Annotated in this window: 19 protein-coding genes and 1 tRNA gene; 12 read left to right on the forward strand and 8 right to left on the reverse strand. The window is 68.0% G+C overall.

The window, feature by feature from the left end; genetic code table 11:
- Positions 1-290: 290 nt before the first annotated feature.
- From ABZY89_RS11675 to ABZY89_RS11690, 4 genes are all read left to right on the forward strand, one after another.
- Positions 291-1934, forward strand: a complete 1644-nt coding sequence (locus ABZY89_RS11675) for an MDR family MFS transporter (RefSeq protein ID WP_355227266.1) — start codon at positions 291-293, stop codon at positions 1932-1934.
- A gap of 14 nt (positions 1935-1948) precedes the next feature.
- A complete protein-coding gene (locus ABZY89_RS11680; RefSeq protein WP_355227267.1) occupies positions 1949-2431 on the forward strand; it encodes a MarR family winged helix-turn-helix transcriptional regulator in 483 nt (160 codons plus the stop codon).
- Between the two features lie 101 nt (positions 2432-2532).
- Complete coding sequence (locus tag ABZY89_RS11685) at positions 2533-3219, forward strand: metal-dependent transcriptional regulator (protein WP_160025543.1); 687 nt, start codon at positions 2533-2535, stop codon at positions 3217-3219.
- 241 nt (positions 3220-3460) lie between these two features.
- Positions 3461-3727, forward strand: coding sequence for a hypothetical protein (locus ABZY89_RS11690; protein WP_091042652.1), 267 nt, complete (start codon positions 3461-3463; stop codon positions 3725-3727).
- Here the strand turns inward: ABZY89_RS11690 and ABZY89_RS11695 are convergent.
- Genes ABZY89_RS11695 through ABZY89_RS11705 form a run of 3 tightly spaced genes read right to left on the reverse strand, consistent with a single transcriptional unit; the run spans position 3713 to position 5653 of the window.
- Positions 3713-4597, reverse strand: coding sequence for a Sir2 family NAD-dependent protein deacetylase (locus ABZY89_RS11695; protein ID WP_355227269.1), 885 nt, complete (start codon positions 4595-4597; stop codon positions 3713-3715). The genes ABZY89_RS11690 and ABZY89_RS11695 overlap by 15 nt on opposite strands.
- Positions 4594-4863 (reverse strand): DUF2277 domain-containing protein, encoded by a 270-nt coding sequence (locus ABZY89_RS11700; protein WP_292650787.1) that lies wholly within the window; start codon positions 4861-4863, stop codon positions 4594-4596. Before ABZY89_RS11700 ends, ABZY89_RS11695 begins: the two co-directional genes overlap by 4 nt.
- 31 nt (positions 4864-4894) lie before the next feature.
- Positions 4895-5653, reverse strand: a complete 759-nt coding sequence (locus ABZY89_RS11705; protein ID WP_355227270.1) for a response regulator transcription factor — start codon at positions 5651-5653, stop codon at positions 4895-4897.
- Positions 5654-5829: 176 nt separating this feature from the next.
- Here ABZY89_RS11705 and ABZY89_RS11710 point away from each other — a divergent pair, with 176 nt between their 5' ends.
- Positions 5830-7020, forward strand: a complete 1191-nt coding sequence (locus tag ABZY89_RS11710) for a saccharopine dehydrogenase NADP-binding domain-containing protein (RefSeq protein WP_355227272.1) — start codon at positions 5830-5832, stop codon at positions 7018-7020.
- A gap of 83 nt (positions 7021-7103) precedes the next feature.
- Here ABZY89_RS11710 and ABZY89_RS11715 read toward each other — a convergent pair.
- Positions 7104-7179, reverse strand: a tRNA-Arg gene (locus ABZY89_RS11715).
- 203 nt (positions 7180-7382) lie between these two features.
- Here ABZY89_RS11715 and ABZY89_RS11720 point away from each other — a divergent pair.
- Both ABZY89_RS11720 and ABZY89_RS11725 read left to right on the forward strand, forming a co-directional pair.
- Entirely contained in the window at positions 7383-9461 is a 2079-nt protein-coding gene (locus ABZY89_RS11720) for an LCP family protein (protein ID WP_355227273.1), read from the forward strand.
- Positions 9461-9655, forward strand: a complete 195-nt coding sequence (locus ABZY89_RS11725; RefSeq protein ID WP_355227275.1) for a hypothetical protein — start codon at positions 9461-9463, stop codon at positions 9653-9655. Before ABZY89_RS11720 ends, ABZY89_RS11725 begins: the two co-directional genes overlap by 1 nt.
- Before the next feature lie 23 nt (positions 9656-9678).
- Here the strand turns inward: ABZY89_RS11725 and ABZY89_RS11730 are convergent, their stop codons facing one another.
- The 4 genes from ABZY89_RS11730 to ABZY89_RS11745 form a co-directional block, all read right to left on the reverse strand.
- Positions 9679-10032, reverse strand: coding sequence for an MscL family protein (locus ABZY89_RS11730; protein ID WP_350663447.1), 354 nt, complete (start codon positions 10030-10032; stop codon positions 9679-9681).
- 67 nt (positions 10033-10099) lie between these two features.
- On the reverse strand, positions 10100-10759 hold the full coding sequence (locus ABZY89_RS11735; RefSeq protein WP_355227277.1) for an SAF domain-containing protein: 660 nt from the start codon (positions 10757-10759) through the stop codon (positions 10100-10102).
- 102 nt (positions 10760-10861) lie between these two features.
- Entirely contained in the window at positions 10862-11131 is a 270-nt protein-coding gene (locus tag ABZY89_RS11740; RefSeq protein ID WP_355227279.1) for an FmdB family zinc ribbon protein, read from the reverse strand.
- Positions 11132-11190: 59 nt separating this feature from the next.
- Positions 11191-11808: a 5-formyltetrahydrofolate cyclo-ligase gene (locus ABZY89_RS11745; protein ID WP_355227280.1), complete on the reverse strand. Its 618-nt coding sequence runs from the start codon at positions 11806-11808 to the stop codon at positions 11191-11193.
- Between the two features lie 23 nt (positions 11809-11831).
- On the opposite strand from ABZY89_RS11745, the gene ABZY89_RS11750 reads away from it, so the two are divergent.
- Genes ABZY89_RS11750 through ABZY89_RS11770 form a run of 5 tightly spaced genes read left to right on the forward strand, consistent with a single transcriptional unit; the run spans position 11832 to position 15969 of the window.
- Positions 11832-13208 carry a UTP--glucose-1-phosphate uridylyltransferase gene (locus ABZY89_RS11750; RefSeq protein ID WP_355227282.1) on the forward strand — a complete coding sequence of 459 codons (1377 nt, stop codon included), beginning with the start codon at positions 11832-11834 and terminating at the stop codon, positions 13206-13208.
- A gap of 10 nt (positions 13209-13218) precedes the next feature.
- On the forward strand, positions 13219-14427 hold the full coding sequence (glp, locus tag ABZY89_RS11755) for a gephyrin-like molybdotransferase Glp (RefSeq protein ID WP_355227283.1): 1209 nt from the start codon (positions 13219-13221) through the stop codon (positions 14425-14427).
- Entirely contained in the window at positions 14427-14897 is a 471-nt protein-coding gene (gene moaC, locus ABZY89_RS11760) for a cyclic pyranopterin monophosphate synthase MoaC (protein WP_355227285.1), read from the forward strand. Before glp ends, moaC begins: the two co-directional genes overlap by 1 nt.
- Positions 14894-15373: a MogA/MoaB family molybdenum cofactor biosynthesis protein gene (locus ABZY89_RS11765; RefSeq protein ID WP_355227286.1), complete on the forward strand. Its 480-nt coding sequence runs from the start codon at positions 14894-14896 to the stop codon at positions 15371-15373. Before moaC ends, ABZY89_RS11765 begins: the two co-directional genes overlap by 4 nt.
- Positions 15370-15969 (forward strand): GNAT family protein, encoded by a 600-nt coding sequence (locus tag ABZY89_RS11770; RefSeq protein ID WP_350836541.1) that lies wholly within the window; start codon positions 15370-15372, stop codon positions 15967-15969. Before ABZY89_RS11765 ends, ABZY89_RS11770 begins: the two co-directional genes overlap by 4 nt.
- Positions 15970-15995: the final 26 nt, after the last annotated feature.

Here is a 15995-nt window from a genome sequence, read left to right on the forward strand (position 1 = left end):
GCGCCTACCGTTGAGCCACACGGGAAAGGAGGTGATCCGATCAGATGAAGAACGATTGGATGCGTGAGGTGGCTGCTCGCTAGCAGCTTCCCCAACTACGGATGGGGGCTGGCAATAAATCAGCAGCCACCCGACCCGCAGGCGTACCGGACTCATCCACCGGGTTGGCCACCTGGCCCGCCTGCGGGTCGCCCCGTTTTCTGCATTGTTGGGATCAGCCGGGCCCGGCGATAAGTTGCGTTTAGCAACTAATCCGACGTACATTGGTTGTCGATGTTCAACCAATTCGCGTGAGAGCCGAGTCCCACTTGTCAGAGTCCCAGCAGTCCTCGCAGGCCATCGCGGCGCCGCAGATGACCCACCGCCAGATCATGGAGGTCCTCTCCGGCCTTCTGATGGCGCTCTTCGTCGCCATGCTGTCCGGTACGTCGGTCGCCAACGCGCTTCCGCGGATCGTCACCGACCTCGGCGGCACCCAGGGTGGCTACACCTGGATCGTCGTCTCGAGCATGCTGGCGATGACCGCGACGATGCCGATCTGGGGCAAGCTCGCCGACCTCTACAACAAGAAGGTGCTGGTCCAGGCCGCGCTCGGCCTCTTCATCGTCGGATCGGCGATCTGTGGTCTGGCGCCGTCGATGCCGGTGATCATCACCGGCCGAGTGATCGCCGGCCTCGGCATGGGCGGCATCATCGCACTGATCCAGGTGATCATCGCGACGATCGTCTCCCCGCGTGAGCGCGGTCGTTACTCGGGATACATCGGCGCGGTCTTCGCCCTGGCCACGGTCATCGGGCCGCTCGTCGGCGGCGTGATCGTCGACTCCCCGCTGGGCTGGCCCGGCGTCTTCTACGTCGGCGTGCCGTTCGCGGTGGTCGCCTTCATCCTGCTCCAGAAGACCCTGCACCTCCCGCACGTACGCCGCGAGGTCAGCATCGACTACCTCGGTGCTTTCCTGCTGGTCGCCGGCGTCTCCACGCTGCTGATCTGGGTCACCCTGGGCGGCGACTCCTTCGCGTGGACCTCACCGATGTCGTACGCCCTGGTCGCCGGCAGCGTCCTGGTGCTGGCCCTCGCGATCCTGGTCGAGGGCAGGTTCGCCAAGGAGCCGATCATCCCGCTGCGCCTCTTCCGCGACCGCACGATGGTCCTCTCCACCCTCGCCTCGTTCTTCGTCGGTGCCGGGATGTTCGGCGCGACGGTCTACCTGCAGCAGTACTTCCAGACCGCTCGCGGGATGACGCCGACCCACGCCGGACTGATGTCGATCTTCATGGTGTTCGGACTCTCCGGTGCCGGGATGGTCACCGGGCGCCTGATCAGCTCCACCGGACGCTGGAAGCGCTACCTGATCTTCGGCGGCGTCATGCTGCCGATCGGGCTCTTCCTGCTCAGCACGATCGACGAGCACACCAACCTCGCCCTGGTGGGTGCCTTCATGGCCATCCTCGGTCTCGGCGTCGGCGCTACCAACCAGAACCTCGTCCTCGCGGTGCAGAACAACCTCGACAACAAGGACATGGGTGCCGGCTCCTCGGTCGTCGCGTTCTTCCGGTCGATGGGCGGCTCGATGGGCATCGCCGCGCTCGGCGCCGTGCTCTCGCACCGGGTCGAGGACGTCATCACCGATGGCATCCCGGAGCTGGTGGCCAGCGGAAAGGTGACCCCCGAGGAGCTCCAGAGCCTGCAGGGCGGTGGGCTCGCCGACCCGGCGAGCATGCCGAGCGCGATGCAGGCCCTCTACGAGCACGCCTTCGCCGTCGCCACCGCCGATCTCTTCCTGGTGGCCATCCCGTGCGCGGTCATCGCGCTGGTGGCGATCCTGGGTATCAAGGAGGTTCCGCTCAAGACTACGATCGAGGACCTCGCCGACGATGAGATCGCTCCTGAGGTCGCCGCGGAGCTCGAGGCGGGGGGAGCGGGCCGGAGATGACAGGGATGACAGCCATGGACGACGCCGCTCAGGGCGAGCAGTTCGAGGACGGCCCTCGCGGTGAGTCGCTCAGCCGGCTCGAGTCCGAGGTCGGCGTGCTCGTGTGGAGGGCCAAGCGGGCGATGAAGGCACGCGGCCGGATGCTCCACCCGGATCTGCCGCCCGGTGGCTACATGATGCTGACCTGGATCGCCGAGCGTGGCCCGGTGCGCGCCTCCGCGCTGGTCGACGGACTCGGCATCGACAAGGGAGCGGTCAGCCGGATGGTGCAGGCCATGATCGACCTGGGCCTGCTCGAGCGCCATCCCGACCCCGAGGACGGGCGGGCCAGCCTGGTCTCGGTGACCGCCGAGGCCCGCGAGGGGCTCGAGCGGGTGGCCCGGGAGCGTCGCGTACGTTTCAACGACCGGCTGGCCGACTGGAGTCCCGACGACATCGACCGGCTCAGCGCTATGCTTTCGAGATACAACGAAGCCCTAGAACGCCAGGGCTCCTAGGGGATCGCGCCGCGATGATCTCTCCTGCAGGCCGACGTCGTTCGGGACACACCCTGCTGGGTTCGGTTTTTCTGACTGATTCAAGGATGTAGGATTAGCCCGTGAGCGATCTCATCGATACCACCGAGATGTACCTCCGCACGATCTACGAGCTGGTCGAAGAGGGAATCGTTCCGCTGCGCGCCCGCATCGCCGAGCGCCTGCACCAGTCCGGCCCCACGGTCTCCCAGACCGTCGCCCGGATGGAGCGCGACGGGCTGCTCACCGTCGAGGGTGACCGTCACCTGCAGCTCACCGACGAGGGCCTTCGCCTGGCCACCCGGGTGATGCGCAAGCACCGCCTCGCCGAGCGGCTGCTCACCGACGTCATCGGCCTCGACTGGGAGCTCGTGCACGAGGAGGCGTGCCGCTGGGAGCACGTCATGTCGGACACGGTCGAGAAGCGACTGCTCGACCTGCTCGGCGACCCGACCGAGTCGCCCTACGGCAACCCGATCCCCGGTCTCGACGAGCTCGGCGGCAAGCCCGCCGACGAGGACTTCATGGCCGGCGTCCAGTCACTCACGGCCGCGGCGACCTCCGAGCGCGCCACCGTCCTGGTGCGCCGCATCTCCGAGGAGATGCAGAAGGACGAGTCGCTGATGAGCGCCCTGCGCCGGGTCGGTGCGACCCCGGACCAGACCGTCGCCATCAAGGCGACCCCCGACGGGGTCATGCTCGGCTCCGGTGGGGAGACCGCGGAGATCATCCCCGAGGCCGCGGACCATATCTTCGTCAAGGCCCTCTGACCCGCAGATTTGTCGCTGGGCGGCTCCACGAGTCGTTTTCGATGTGGCAACGCTGCGCCCACTTTTGTAACCGTGGGTGAAATTCTCTCGACGTCAGCAGAATCTGGCACATCACTCTGGACCGATTACGGCATAGATGCTTATGTTTGACGTGCAAGGCCTGCTGGAAGCCCGATTGTCGATGTGGGCTTCAGCAGTTGTCATGTCGAGACTTGCGGGGGTCTCCGGAGGGGAGAGCTCTATGGAGGTCGTTCATCTGCCCGCTCGCGGCCGCGAGCTGGATGAGACGTTCCGCCCAGTCGCCGTCCACCACACCGACACCGGCCTGACCCGTCACCTCGAGCGCGGCGAGGAGATCGTGCTCACCGACCTCGGCGGTGACTACCACAGCGCCAAGGTGCTGCTGATCGACGAAGGCCCGGTCTACCACTTCTTCATCGGTGCCAGACTCTCCGTCGACGAGGCCGCCGGCCGCATGGCCGACCTGCCCCAATCACGCTCTGCGTGACGCCAAGGTGGTGAGGAACTCGCTGGTCCCGACCTCCAGCTTGTACGCAGCCTCCCCGTCGCCCCTGGTGGCGCCGCGGTTGACGATGACGACCGGGATCCCGGCCTTCGCCGCCCGGCGTACGAACCGATAGCCACTCATCACCGCCAGACTCGAGCCCGCGACGAGCAGCACGCCCTTCCCCTGCCGCTCGTCGCGGCGTTCGAGATCTGGTTCTGCTAGTTCGTCGACCGCCGCCATGCACCGGGCGACCCGGTCCTTGGGGACGTTCTCGCCGAAGAAGACGACGTCGGGCTTGAGGATGCCACCGCAGATCTCGCAGTCGGGCACGACGAAGTCCAGCGTCTCCTCGAGCGCGACGTCACCGTCAGGCCGGGTCTCGACGTCCGCGTGCGCCTCGGCCCATCCCACGTTGAGCGCCTCCATCCGCTCCTGGAGGTCGCGGCGCGGGCTCAGCGTTCGGCAGGACAGGCAGATCACATCGGCCACCCGGCCGTGCAGTGTCACGATCCGGCCGCTGCTGGCGAGCTCGGGTGCCGCCTGCTCGTGCAGACCGTCGACGTTCTGGGTGATCAGCAGCTCGGGATCGATCGCGGCCAGGGCGCGATGGCCGGCGTTCGGCACCGCGCTGCCCATCCGCCGCCAGCCGAGGTGGCTGCGCGCCCAGTAGCGCTGCCGCTCCTGCGGGCCAGAGATGAACTGCTGGTACGTCATCGGCTGCCGTGACGGGCTGCCCGGACTGCGATAGTCGGGGATGCCCGAGTCGGTCGAGACGCCGGCCCCGGTCAGCACCACGAGGCGCCGGTCCTGCAGGAGGGCCAGGGCTTCTGCGTACGAATCGGTGTTGCTCGCCTCCGGGGCGAGGGTCACGATGCGTACCTGCCCTCGGCGCGAGCCTTGCGCTTCGCGGCCTCGACCTCACGGTTCTTCTTGGGAGCGTTGGTGACCAGATCGTCGAGGAGATGCCGGGTGATGTGGGCGATCTCTGCGACGGCGTGGTCGAAGGCCTCCTGGTTGGCGGCCGAAGGCTTGGTCGTGCCGCTCACCTTGCGTACGAACTGCAGGGCGGCAGCGGCGACCTCGTCGTTGGTGGCAGGCGGCTCGAAGTTGTGGAGCGGGCGGATGTTGCGGCACATGCCTTCAACGGTACCTGGATCGAGGCGACGCTCAGCGCGATCGGCCGGGGCTGTGGGAGGGGGCCTGGCCGCGCGGGTGCGGGGGCATCGGCCCGCCGTTGGGCGCGCCCTTGGCCTGCCTCGCGTCGTCGGCCGGGGGAGCGGGCCGCGGCACGACGCCGTCCTCGAGCAGCCGGCTCGCCATCAGGGCGGCCTGGGTGCGGTGGCTGACGCCGAGCTTGGCGAGCAGACCGGTGATGTGATTCTTCACGGTTTTCTCCGCCAGCACCAGACGGTCGGCGATCTGCCGGTTGGAGATGCCCTCGGCGAGCAGGACCAGGATCCGGCGCTGCTGCGGAGTCAGGTCGGCGACCACCTCGTGCATCCGGCGGCGCTCCTCGACGTTGTGGACCACCTTGGCGGCCGCCTCGGGGTCGAAGAGGGTGTGGCCGCTGGCCACCAGGCGTACGCCGGAGACCAGGCTCGTCGCCTCGATCTGCTTGAGCACGTAACCGGCCGCCCCGGCCATGATCGCCTGGCTCATCACCTCGTCGTCGGCGTCGGTGGCCAGGATCATGCAGCGGATGTCGCTCTTGATCGCGAGCGCCTCGCGGCAGAGCGCCACGCCGGAGGCGTCGGGCAGGTGGGCGTCGAGAATGAGTACGTCAGGACGGAGCGTCGCGATCAGCGGCCGTGCCTCGGCGGCGGTGCGGGCCTCACCGACGACTTCGATGTCCGGTTCGGGCAGCAGGACCGTACGCACGCCGACACGCACAACGTCGTGACCGTCGGCCAGCAGAACGCTGATCACCGCGTCGCCCACAGGCTCGTCTCACTCATCTCGTGGTTGGGGATGGTGCCTGGTCGTTCACTCAAATGCTGATTCACCGAAAGAAACCGCTCAAGAGTATCCCTATTGATGCAACATTTGATCACTGAGAGACCCGTGCCGTCTCGGATTTCGTTGCTTCTGGAAAGGTAGCGGTTATGACGTCTCCTCGCGATCTCGACATCGTCCTGTTCGGCGCGACCGGATTCACGGGCGGTCTGGTGGCCGAATATCTCGCCGAGCACGCGCCCGAGGGACTGCGATGGGCGCTCGCGGGCCGCTCCCTGTCGCGGCTCGAGGCCGTGCGAGACGGACTCGACGCTGCTGGCGTCGAGCTCCTCCAGGCCGACGTGCACGACTCCTCGTCGCTGGCCGCGCTGGCCGCTCGTGCTCGCGTCGTGATCACCACCGTCGGGCCCTACCTGGAGTACGGCGAGCCGCTCGTCAAGGCCTGCGCCGAGGCCGGCACCGACTACGTCGACCTGACCGGAGAACCCGAGTTCGTCGACCGGATGTTCGTGATGTACGACGCCACCGCCCGCGCCAACGGTGCCCGGATCGTGCACGCCTGCGGGTTCGACTCGATCCCGCACGACCTCGGTGCCTACTTCACGGTGCGCGAGCTCGCCGCCGGCGGCGACATCACCGGTCCGCTGACGATGAAGGGCGTCGTCCGCTCCAACGCCACTTTCTCCGGCGGCACCTTCCACTCCGCGCTGGGACAGATGTCGCGGCCCCGGGAGATGGCGGCCGCGTCGCGCGAGCGCCGCGCGCTCGAGGAGCGGCCGAAGGGGCGTACGTCTCGACCGGCGAAGCCGACGTTAGGCCGTGACAGCGAGCTCGGCTTCTGGCTGCTGCCGCTGCCGACCATCGATCCGTTCATCGTCGCCCGGTCCGGGCGGGCGCTGGAGGCCTACGGCCCCGCTTTCACCTACTCGCACTTCGCCGGGACCAAGACTCTGAGGTACGCCGTCGGCGGCGCGGTCGGCGTCGGTGCCCTCGCCCTCGCGATGCAGGTGCCGCCGCTGCGGGCCAAGCTCGGCGAGCGGGTCAAGCAGGGCACCGGACCCTCCGAGGGCCGCCGCGAGAAGTCGTGGTTCACCGTCGACTTCGTCGCCGAGTCCGGCGGCCGGAAGATCCACACCAAGGTCTCCGGAGGCGACCCCGGCTACACCGAGACGGCGAAGATGCTCGCCGAGTCGGCGCTCTGCCTGGCCTTCGACACGCTGCCCGAGACGTCCGGTTCGGTGACCACCGCTGTCGCGATGGGCGACGCGCTGCTCGATCGGCTCCAGGCCGCGGGGATCCGGTTCGAGGTCATCGACGCGTCGCAGGGCGCGGTGGCATAGGGAAATATCTGGCACTGGTGCCCCAGGCAAGAGTCGAACTTGCGGGCCTTTCGCCGTTGGGGAGTCGGCTGCTCTGGTTGTCTTGGTGCCCCAGGCAAGAGTCGAACTTGCGACCTTTCGCTTAGGAGGCGGCTGCTCTATCCACTGAGCTACTGGGGCATTCGCGAATATCTTGCCATGGTGGCAGGTGATACTACGGTTTGGGGTTCGATGCGGTCAGGGGCCAAACTTGGGGCCCTCGCGTAGGTTGAGTCACCGTCGACTCAACCCGAATCCCCCCAATGACAAGCGACGAGTGACGGTGATCTATGCCTGACGCCTCCATGCCTCCCCGACGTGGGGGTGCGGATTCAGGCTCCGGCGTGTCCGGATTCGAGTGGATGTACGGCGCCGACGAGCCTGAGAGCAACGAGTCCGGGGGGACTCATTCCGGCCGTGGTGCTCGGGTCGCCGACGTACCGACCGACCAGCCGTCGGTGGAGCCGGGCGGTGGCCGGCGGGCCGCGCGTCCGCAGTCCGAGTTCGTGTCGCCGCCGCCTCCCGGGCCCGGTTCGTCGGGTGGCGGCCGCCGGGCTGCGCGTCCGGCCCACCGGGAGCCGGTTCAGCCTGAGCCTCCCGCTGTCGAGCCGCTGCACGCAGAACCGGTGCGGCGCGAGCCGACCCGCGCCGAGCGCTTGCAGGCGATGGGCCGGGGGACTCCGGGGCCGTCGATGCCTCCCCCTCCTGCCCCTCAGGAGTGGGACCCCGACGCAACGGCCGTAGCCCCTCCGCTGCGTGAGACCCCGCGTCCCGAGCGCCGAATACCTTCGCCGCCCGCCCCCGCTCCCTCCGTCGAGGAGACCGCGGTCGCGCCGGCACCTGAGTGGTATCGCCAAGATCCTCACCCGGCTCCTCCCGCACCCCAGGTCCCTGACCAGCAGCTCGCCCCGCCGGCCGCGCGCGAGTTCGACTGGAACGACCCCGGCGCGACCGCTGTCGCGCCCCGACCTGACCCGGCCGACCGGCCCCGAGGGCGTACGTCCTCACGCGATGAGCTGCACGAGGCCCGCCATGAGGCCTATCCCGCCCCGGGCCGCCGCGGCGCTGCGTACGCAGCGGGTTACGACGACGAGTCCTACGACGACTATCCGCCCCAGGATGGCTACCAGGAGCCGTACGCGCCCTACCCGGACGACGAGCGCGAGGAGCGCGACAAGCCGCGGGTCAGTGTGTGGCAGGTGCTCAGCTCGACCCTGCTCGTGCTGGCGCTGCTCGTCGGCCTGTTCACCGTCTACACCTACCGCAGCCTGCGGTCGAACATCAGCACCGTCAGTCTTGGCGAGGCGGCTGCTGACGTCGGCCCGAAGGAACCGATCAACATCCTCGTGATGGGGTCGGACAGCCGCGACTGCAAGGGATGTGGCGTCGACGGTGAGAGTGGCGGTGGTTCGGACACGAACATCCTGCTGCACCTGTCCGCCAACCGGAAGTTCGCCTACGGTGTCTCGATCCCGCGCGACACGATGGTGAATCGGCCCTCTTGCAAGACCGAGGACGGTAAGACGGCGCCTGCTGAGTACGTGCGATGGAATGCTGCGTACGCGACGGCGGGCCCGACCTGCACGATCGAGCAGCTGGAGTCCGTGTCCAGCGAGATGTGCGGTGAGAAGTGCGACATCACAGTCAACCATCTCGTCGTGGTGGACTTTGCGAGCTTCAAGGGCATGGTCGATGCCATCGACGGGGTCGACGTCTGCCTTCCTGAAGAGGTCGACGACAAGTTCACCGGCGCTCACTTCGACGCTGGTGAGCAGACGCTGACCGGCAAGCAGGCGCTCAACTATGTGCGCTTGCGGCATGGACTCGGAGACGGTGGCGATCTCGACCGGTCCAAACGCCAGCAGGCTTTCATCGGTTCGATGGCGGCCAAGCTGCTCTCCGGCGACACTCTGTCCAGTCCCACGAAGGTGCTCAGCTTCTTGAACGCCGCGACCAAGGGCCTGACGATGGACGAGGGTCTCAAGGACAACCTCGACACGATGGCGCAGATCGGCGCCGGGTTCCAGAGCATCGGGATGGAGAACATCAAGTTCCTCACGATTCCCACGGTCGCCGATCCTCAGAACCCTGAAGCGACCGTCGTCCTCGATGAGGAGAAAGCGAAGAACGTCTTCAGGGCAATCGCGAACGACAAGCCGTTGACCAAGAAGATCGCGGCCGGGGCGCTGGACGCCGGCGAGGCTTCGGGCAAGAAGAGCAAGAGTTCGGGCGAAGGCGACGCAGCTCCGGACGACACCGCGACCGACGGCGAGACCGCGGAAACCTCACCCAGCGACGAGGCCGCGTCCGGCGAGTCGTCGGATACCGCCTCGGGCGGTGCCAGCAGTGGTGCTTCCGAGGAGGAGCTCGCCCAGATCGCTGAAGAGGCGAAGGCGGCGCGCGAGCGTGCGGGACTCTGCTGATGGCTGAGGACACCTCGCCCGAACCGGAAGCGCCGGAGGAGCCGGAGTGGAAGCGCAAGCAGAGGCTGGCGCGGATCTTCGGTGACGTACTGCCCGAGACGACCAGCGACGAGCGGGAGTCGTCGGCGGAGTCGGAGGAGTCGGCGTCGGATCGATGGCTGAAATCGCAGGTGCCGCCTCACCACGGTGGGTGAGACGGCACCTGGGTGCGAACGGGTCAGCGGGCGGCGCTGAGGCGGTCGCGGATCTGCTTGAGGATGTCGATCTCGGTCTCGCCCGGCTCGGGTTCCGGGAAGAAGCGCTCCTTGGCGGCGGTGTAGGGCTTGACGATCATGAAGTAGACGACCGCAGCCATGATGACGAAGGAGATCACCGCGGTGAACCAGTCGCCGAAGTGGATGCCATAGGGCTTCCAGTTGGAGAAGTCAGGCGTGCCGCCGAGCTTGCCGATCAGGTCCATGATCACCGCGACGGTGGCTGTCACCACCGAGGCGAACGCGGCACCCATGATGAACGCGACCGCTAGTTTGATCAGGTCGCCCTGGAGCAGGAACTTCTTGAAACCGTTCATGTGTTGCATTCTCCTGTTGCTCATTGTGTGAGGTGAAGGAGACCCCGGATATGGCGTGCGTTGGTCGTCAATACGCGAAGGTGAGGTAGCCACCCACCCCTGCTGATGTGACGTCCTCGACGCTGTTCTCGGCGACTCCGACGATGACCAGACGCCCCGCCGAAGCGTTCGTGACGCCAAACCCGTCGGTCTTTCCTTGTGCCATGGAATCATCGCGGCTCGTCTCCGCGGCTTGAGGGAGGCTGAGGATCAGCGTGTCGGTGGTGACCAGGGCGGTCTCGGCGGTGGCGGGGTCGGTGGCGTAGAGGTCGACGGTGTCGCCGACGTGGAGCAGGCCGGCCATCTCGGCGTCGGGGAGCCGGACCGGGACGGCCACCAGGTCGGGGTGTCCCTCGGTCAGCTCCGGACCCACGAGACGTACGTCAGTGACGGGCTCGCCGCGCCGTAAGGGCGCTGCCAGGCGCTCGCCGAGCGGCGCTTCGGCGAGGTCGGCGGGCACGTTGGCGGGGTCGGTCGAGACGTCGGTGAGGTCGGCGGCGGTGAGGACCGTGCCGACCGGCAGATCTCGGGAGGCCACCGCCATCGTCGAGGTGTCGGGTGGTTCAGCCCGGGTGGCCGAGAAGCCGATCGCGACCGCGGAGGCGGTCAGCAGGAACGCCAGCAGGCGTCGGTGGGCGAGGACTCCGCGGCGTACGCGGCGGGACAAGGACGTGGCTCGAGTGAACATGCGGGCACGCTAAGTCGCCCGCGCGATTCCCGCATCTCGCTATCCACAGCCCAGATCAGGTTGTGGATGACCCTGTGGATAACCCGCTGTCGCGGGTGGGGCTCAGTCCGAGGAGCTGGACGCGGCCGGTGCCGGGGAGGAGGTGCTCGAGGGCGACGTCGTCGAGGACGTGGAGGACGTCGACGAGGAGGACCCGGACCGGGAGTCGGTGCGGTAGAAGCCGGAGCCCTTGAAGACGACGCCGGCGGCGCTGAAGACCTTGCGCAGCTTGCCGCCGCACTCGGGGCACTCGGTCAGCGAGGCGTCGCTGAAGCTCTGGAACTGGTCGAAGGCGTGGCCGCACTCGGTGCAGGCGTACTGATAGGTGGGCACGTTTCTCCTAGAACAGAATCTGGCACTCGACGGGCGCGACTGCCAATATTAGCGAACGCCTAGGAGAAGCGCTGCATTCCCTCCGCGCTCGCGGCCGCTCCGACCGCCCGGTCGTGCGCCTCGACCGGCACCGCGACACCGATCTCCCACGGATAGAGAAGTACGCAGGTAAAGGTTCCGACCGGCACCCGAGCCAGGACACGGTCGTAGGATCCGCCGCCACGTCCCATCCGATGCCCACGCGTGTCGACGGCCAGGCCGGGGACGAGCACGACGTCAGCGCCGGCGATCGCGGAGACGCCCAACCGCTCCCCGCCGGGCTCCAGCAGCCCCCGAGGCGCCCGGACCAGCTCTCCGTCGTAGGCGGCCCAGTCCAGGTCGTTGTCCGGCAGCAGACAGGGCAGCAGGATGCGTTTCCCGGCCGCGTCCAGCTCGTCGATAAGAGGTCCGGTGCCCGGTTCGGTGCCGATCGAGACGTAGAGCGCAACCGTTCCGGCGCTGCGTACGTCTGGAATATCAGTGACCACCTGCGACAGGGAACGCGCGAGCGAACCCAACCGAGGGAGCCCGATGCGCCCTCGGCTGGTCAGCAACTGGTCGCGTAAGGCAGTCTTGCGCCCCACGAAGTCAGCGGGGGCTGGACTATCAGAACCCGGAGGGGTGTGTGAACCCGACACAACGACAGCCTAGGCTTTCCTCTATGGGTAGCCCAGGTTTGGCCAAGGCAATGGCGAAGATGCGCGATGCCGGCGTAGACGACGTCGCGGTGCAGACATTCGCACATTACTACCGCCAGCTCGAGCACGGTGAGACCGGGATGATCCCGGAGGAGACCATCGAGCCGGTCGACATCCCGTCGATCAGCGACGCCGTGGTCACCGATGAGGAGGCGCACGCCGCCATCTCGACCACCGCGGTGATCAAGCTCAACGGCGGCCTCGGCACCTCGATGGGCATGGACCGCGCCAAGTCGCTGCTGTGCGTGCGCAAGGGTCTGAGCTTCTTGGACGTGATCGCCCGCCAGATCCTGCACATGCGCGAGAAGTACGACGTACGTCTCCCGCTGCTGCTGATGAACTCCTTCCGCACCTCCGAGGACAGCCTGGCCGCGCTCGAGCGCTACCAGGACCTGCCGGTCGAGGGCCTGCCGCTGGAGTTCCTGCAGAACCGCGAGCCGCGCCTGCTCGTCGACGACCTGACCCCGGTCGAGTGGCCCAAGGACCCCGAGCTCGAGTGGTGCCCGCCGGGCCACGGGGACATCTACACCGCCCTGCTCGACACCGGGCTCCTCGACCTGCTCATCGAGCAGGGCTACGAGCGGGTCTTCGTCTCCAACTCCGACAACCTCGGCGCCGTCCCCGACGAGAAGGTCGCCGGCTGGTTCGCCAAGTCCGGTGCCCCCTTCGCCATCGAGGCCGTACGCCGCACCCCGAGCGACCGCAAGGGCGGCCACTTCGCGCGCCGCAAGTCCGATGGCCGCCTCATCCTGCGTGAGACCGCGCAGACGCTGGACGAGGACAAGGTGGCGCTGCAGGACCTCAACCGCCACAAGTACTGCTCGACCAACAACATCTGGTTCGACCTCAAGGCGCTCAAGAAGGTCCTCTCCGAGCGCGACGGCATCCTCGGCCTGCCGCTGATCCGCAACGAGAAGACCGTCGACCCTGCCGACCCGAAGACCCCCAAGGTCGTCCAGATCGAGACCGCCATGGGCGCCGCGATCGAGGTCTTCGAGGGTTCGCAGCTGATCGAGGTCGGCCGCGACCGGTTCGTCCCGGTCAAGACCACAAACGACCTCCTGGTCCTCCGCTCCGACGTCTACGACATCGGGGAGAACTTCGTGCTCGACCAGGTCGCCGACGTGGTGCCGTTCATCGACCTGGACGGCGACTACTACAAGTACGTCGCGAACTTCGACGAGCGCTTCCCCGAGGGCGCGCCGTCGCTGCGCAAGGCTGCCTCGCTCACCGTCAACGGCGACTGGACCTTCGGCAAGGGCGTCCAGGTCATCGGGGCGGTCTCGCTCGACGGTGCCAACGCCGAACGCGTCGCGCCCGCGACAGTTCTCTCCGACTAGTGTTGGCGGGGTGACCCCCGCCGAGTACCGCGAGCGAATCCTGGCCGACCTCGAGCCGATGCCGGCCTACCCGCAGCCCTTGATGGACTGCCTCGGGCTGGCGGTGGCGGAGGACATCCACGCCGAGGTCGCCCTGCCGGGCTTCGACAACTCCTCGATGGACGGCTACGCGGTCCGCTACGCCGATGTCGCGACCGCTTCGGCCGAGGCTCCGGTGCGGTTGCCGGTGCTCGGTGAGATCGGTGCGGGGCAGGCCTCGCTGCTGGCGCTTCCGCCGGGTGCGGCGGCGAAGATCATGACGGGCGCTCCGCTACCGACGGGTGCCGACACGGTCGTGCCGTACGAGTGGACCGACCGCGGCGTCGCCGAGGTCGAGATCCGGCAGACGCCGGAAGAGGCTCAGCATGTCCGCTACGCGGGCGAGGACGTCGCCAAGGGCGACCTGCTCATCCCCGCGGGCACGGTGCTCGGCCCGCGCCATCTGGGCCTGATCGCCTCCGTCGGCCGTGCGCAGGTGGCGGTGCGCCCGCGCCCCCGGGTCGTGGTGCTCTCGACCGGCACCGAACTGCGCGAGCCCGGCGAGACCCTGGGTCACGACTCGATCTACGACGGCAACTCCTTCCTGCTGGCCGCCGCCGCCCGTCGGGCCGGCGCGATCGCGTACCGCGTCGGGATCGTGCCCGACGAGCCGCGGGCGTTCATGACCGCGCTCTCCGACCAGCTCGTCCGGGCCGACCTGGTGGTGACCTCCGGCGGCGTCTCGATGGGCGACTACGACGTGGTCAAAGAGGCGCTGACCCCGGAGGGCGTCTGGTTCGGCCCCGTGAGCATGCAGCCGGGCAAGCCGCAGGGGTTCGGCCGGATCGGCGAGGAGCGGGTGCCGGTCCTCTGCCTCCCCGGCAACCCGGTCTCCTCGTTCGTCTCCTTCGAGCTCTTCGTGCTCCCGGCGCTGCGCCGGCTGATGGGGATGACCCCCGAGGCCAGGCCCGTACGCCGCGCCGCCCTGACCCACGCGGTGCGCTCCCCGAAGGGCAAGGAGCAGTATCTGCGCGGTTGGTACGACGGCTCCCGTGCCGGCGTCTCGCCCATCGGTGGCCCGGGGTCCCACCTGATCGGTGACCTCGCCGGCGCCAACTGCCTGATCGTCGTCCCGCCGGAGACGACGTCGCTGGACAAGGACGCCGAGGTGGACGTGATCGAGCTGGACGTGGAGTTCTGATGGCTGACAGGTTGACCCACGTCGACGAGACCGGCGCGGCTCGGATGGTCGATGTCTCCGAGAAGGCGGTCACGACCCGCACGGCGACCGCGTCCGGGCGGGTGCTGGTCGCACCGGAGGTCATCGAGCTGCTCCGCGGAGAGGGCGTACCCAAGGGCGATGCGCTCGCCGTCGCCCGCATCGCGGGGATCATGGGTGCCAAGAAGACCCCCGACCTGATCCCGCTGTGCCACCCGCTGGCGGTCTCGGGCGTCAAGGTCGAGCTGAGCGTCGCTGACGATGCTGTCGAGATCACCGCGACCGTGAAGACAACCGACCGCACCGGTGTCGAGATGGAGGCACTGACCGCGGTCGCGGTCGCCGGACTCACCGTCGTGGACATGATCAAGGCCGTCGACAAGCGGGCGGTCATCACCGATATCCGGGTCGAGACGAAGACCGGCGGAAAGTCGGGTACCTTCCAGCGATGAGCCTCAAAGCGACCGTCGTCGTGGCCTCCAACCGCGCCTCGGCCGGTGTCTACGAAGACACCACCGGCCCCCTCCTGGTCACCTTTCTGGAAGAGCTCGGTTTCGTGGTCGGCCCTCCCGAGGTCGTACGCGACGGAGACCCGGTCGGCGAGGCGATCGCCCGCGCGACGGAGGAGGGCGCGAGGGTGGTCCTGACCACCGGCGGCACCGGGCTGACTCCCACCGACCGCACCCCCGAGGTCACCCGCCCGCTGCTCGATCGTGAGATCCCCGGCATCGCCGAGGGCATCCGCACGGCCGGAGTGGCCAAGGGGATCCCGACGGCGCTACTGTCCCGCGGTCTGGCCGGTCAGATCGGAGCGTGCGTGGTGGTGAACCTTCCCGGGTCTCGGGGTGGCGTGAAGGATGCGATCGAGGTCCTTCGTCCGGTGCTGCCCCACGCCGTGGAGCAGAGTGTCGGAAGCGACCATCAGTGACCGATCCCGGCTGGCCCGCCGTCCTCTCTCACGGCGCGGTGACTCTACGCCCGCTCGACCGCACCGACGCCAAGGCATGGACCGAGGCACGCCGCCGCTCGGCGGCCTGGCTGCACCAATGGGACGCGACCGTTCCCCCGGGATCGAGCGCGCGACCCACGACGTTCGCGAGCCTCGTACGTCGTCTGCGGCGTCAGGCCAAGCGTGGCGTGACCTATCCGTTCGCGATCGATGTCGACGGTGTTTTCGCTGGTCAGGTGACGGTCAACAACATCGTGCGCGGCTCCGCCCAGTTCGCCTCGATCGGCTACTGGATCGACCAGCGCTTCGCCGGACGCGGCGTGATGCCGCTGGCGGTGGCGCTGGTCATCGACCACTGTTTCACCGCCGCGCGGCTGCACCGGATCGAGATCTGCATCCGCCCGGAGAACTCGAACTCGCTCCGCGTCGTGGAGAAACTGGGCATCAACGAGATCGGATATGCGCCCCGATTTCTGCATATCGACGGGGCCTGGAGAGATCACCGTATCTTCGCGATAACGGTTGAAGAATGTCACCAAGGAATGCTGGCCAGGCTCGGTTTGTCACCTGAATGAGGCATTGACTCGGCGTGTCCTGCTGA

This window comes from Nocardioides sp. NPDC006303 (genome assembly GCF_040613175.1).
Lineage (GTDB): Bacteria > Actinomycetota > Actinomycetes > Propionibacteriales > Nocardioidaceae > Nocardioides.

Coding starts and splice junctions, on each gene's coding strand:
- ABZY89_RS11765 (WP_355227286.1), top strand. CDS start 14,894: ATGAGCCTCAAAGCGACCGTCGTCGTGGCCTCCAACCGCGCCTCGGCC.
- ABZY89_RS11690 (WP_091042652.1), top strand. CDS start 3,461: ATGGAGGTCGTTCATCTGCCCGCTCGCGGCCGCGAGCTGGATGAGACG.
- ABZY89_RS11680 (WP_355227267.1), top strand. CDS start 1,949: ATGGACGACGCCGCTCAGGGCGAGCAGTTCGAGGACGGCCCTCGCGGT.
- ABZY89_RS11700 (WP_292650787.1), bottom strand. CDS start 4,863: ATGTGCCGCAACATCCGCCCGCTCCACAACTTCGAGCCGCCTGCCACC.
- ABZY89_RS11725 (WP_355227275.1), top strand. CDS start 9,461: ATGGCTGAGGACACCTCGCCCGAACCGGAAGCGCCGGAGGAGCCGGAG.
- ABZY89_RS11735 (WP_355227277.1), bottom strand. CDS start 10,759: ATGTTCACTCGAGCCACGTCCTTGTCCCGCCGCGTACGCCGCGGAGTC.
- ABZY89_RS11710 (WP_355227272.1), top strand. CDS start 5,830: ATGACGTCTCCTCGCGATCTCGACATCGTCCTGTTCGGCGCGACCGGA.
- moaC (WP_355227285.1), top strand. CDS start 14,427: ATGGCTGACAGGTTGACCCACGTCGACGAGACCGGCGCGGCTCGGATG.
- ABZY89_RS11730 (WP_350663447.1), bottom strand. CDS start 10,032: ATGAACGGTTTCAAGAAGTTCCTGCTCCAGGGCGACCTGATCAAACTA.
- ABZY89_RS11750 (WP_355227282.1), top strand. CDS start 11,832: ATGGGTAGCCCAGGTTTGGCCAAGGCAATGGCGAAGATGCGCGATGCC.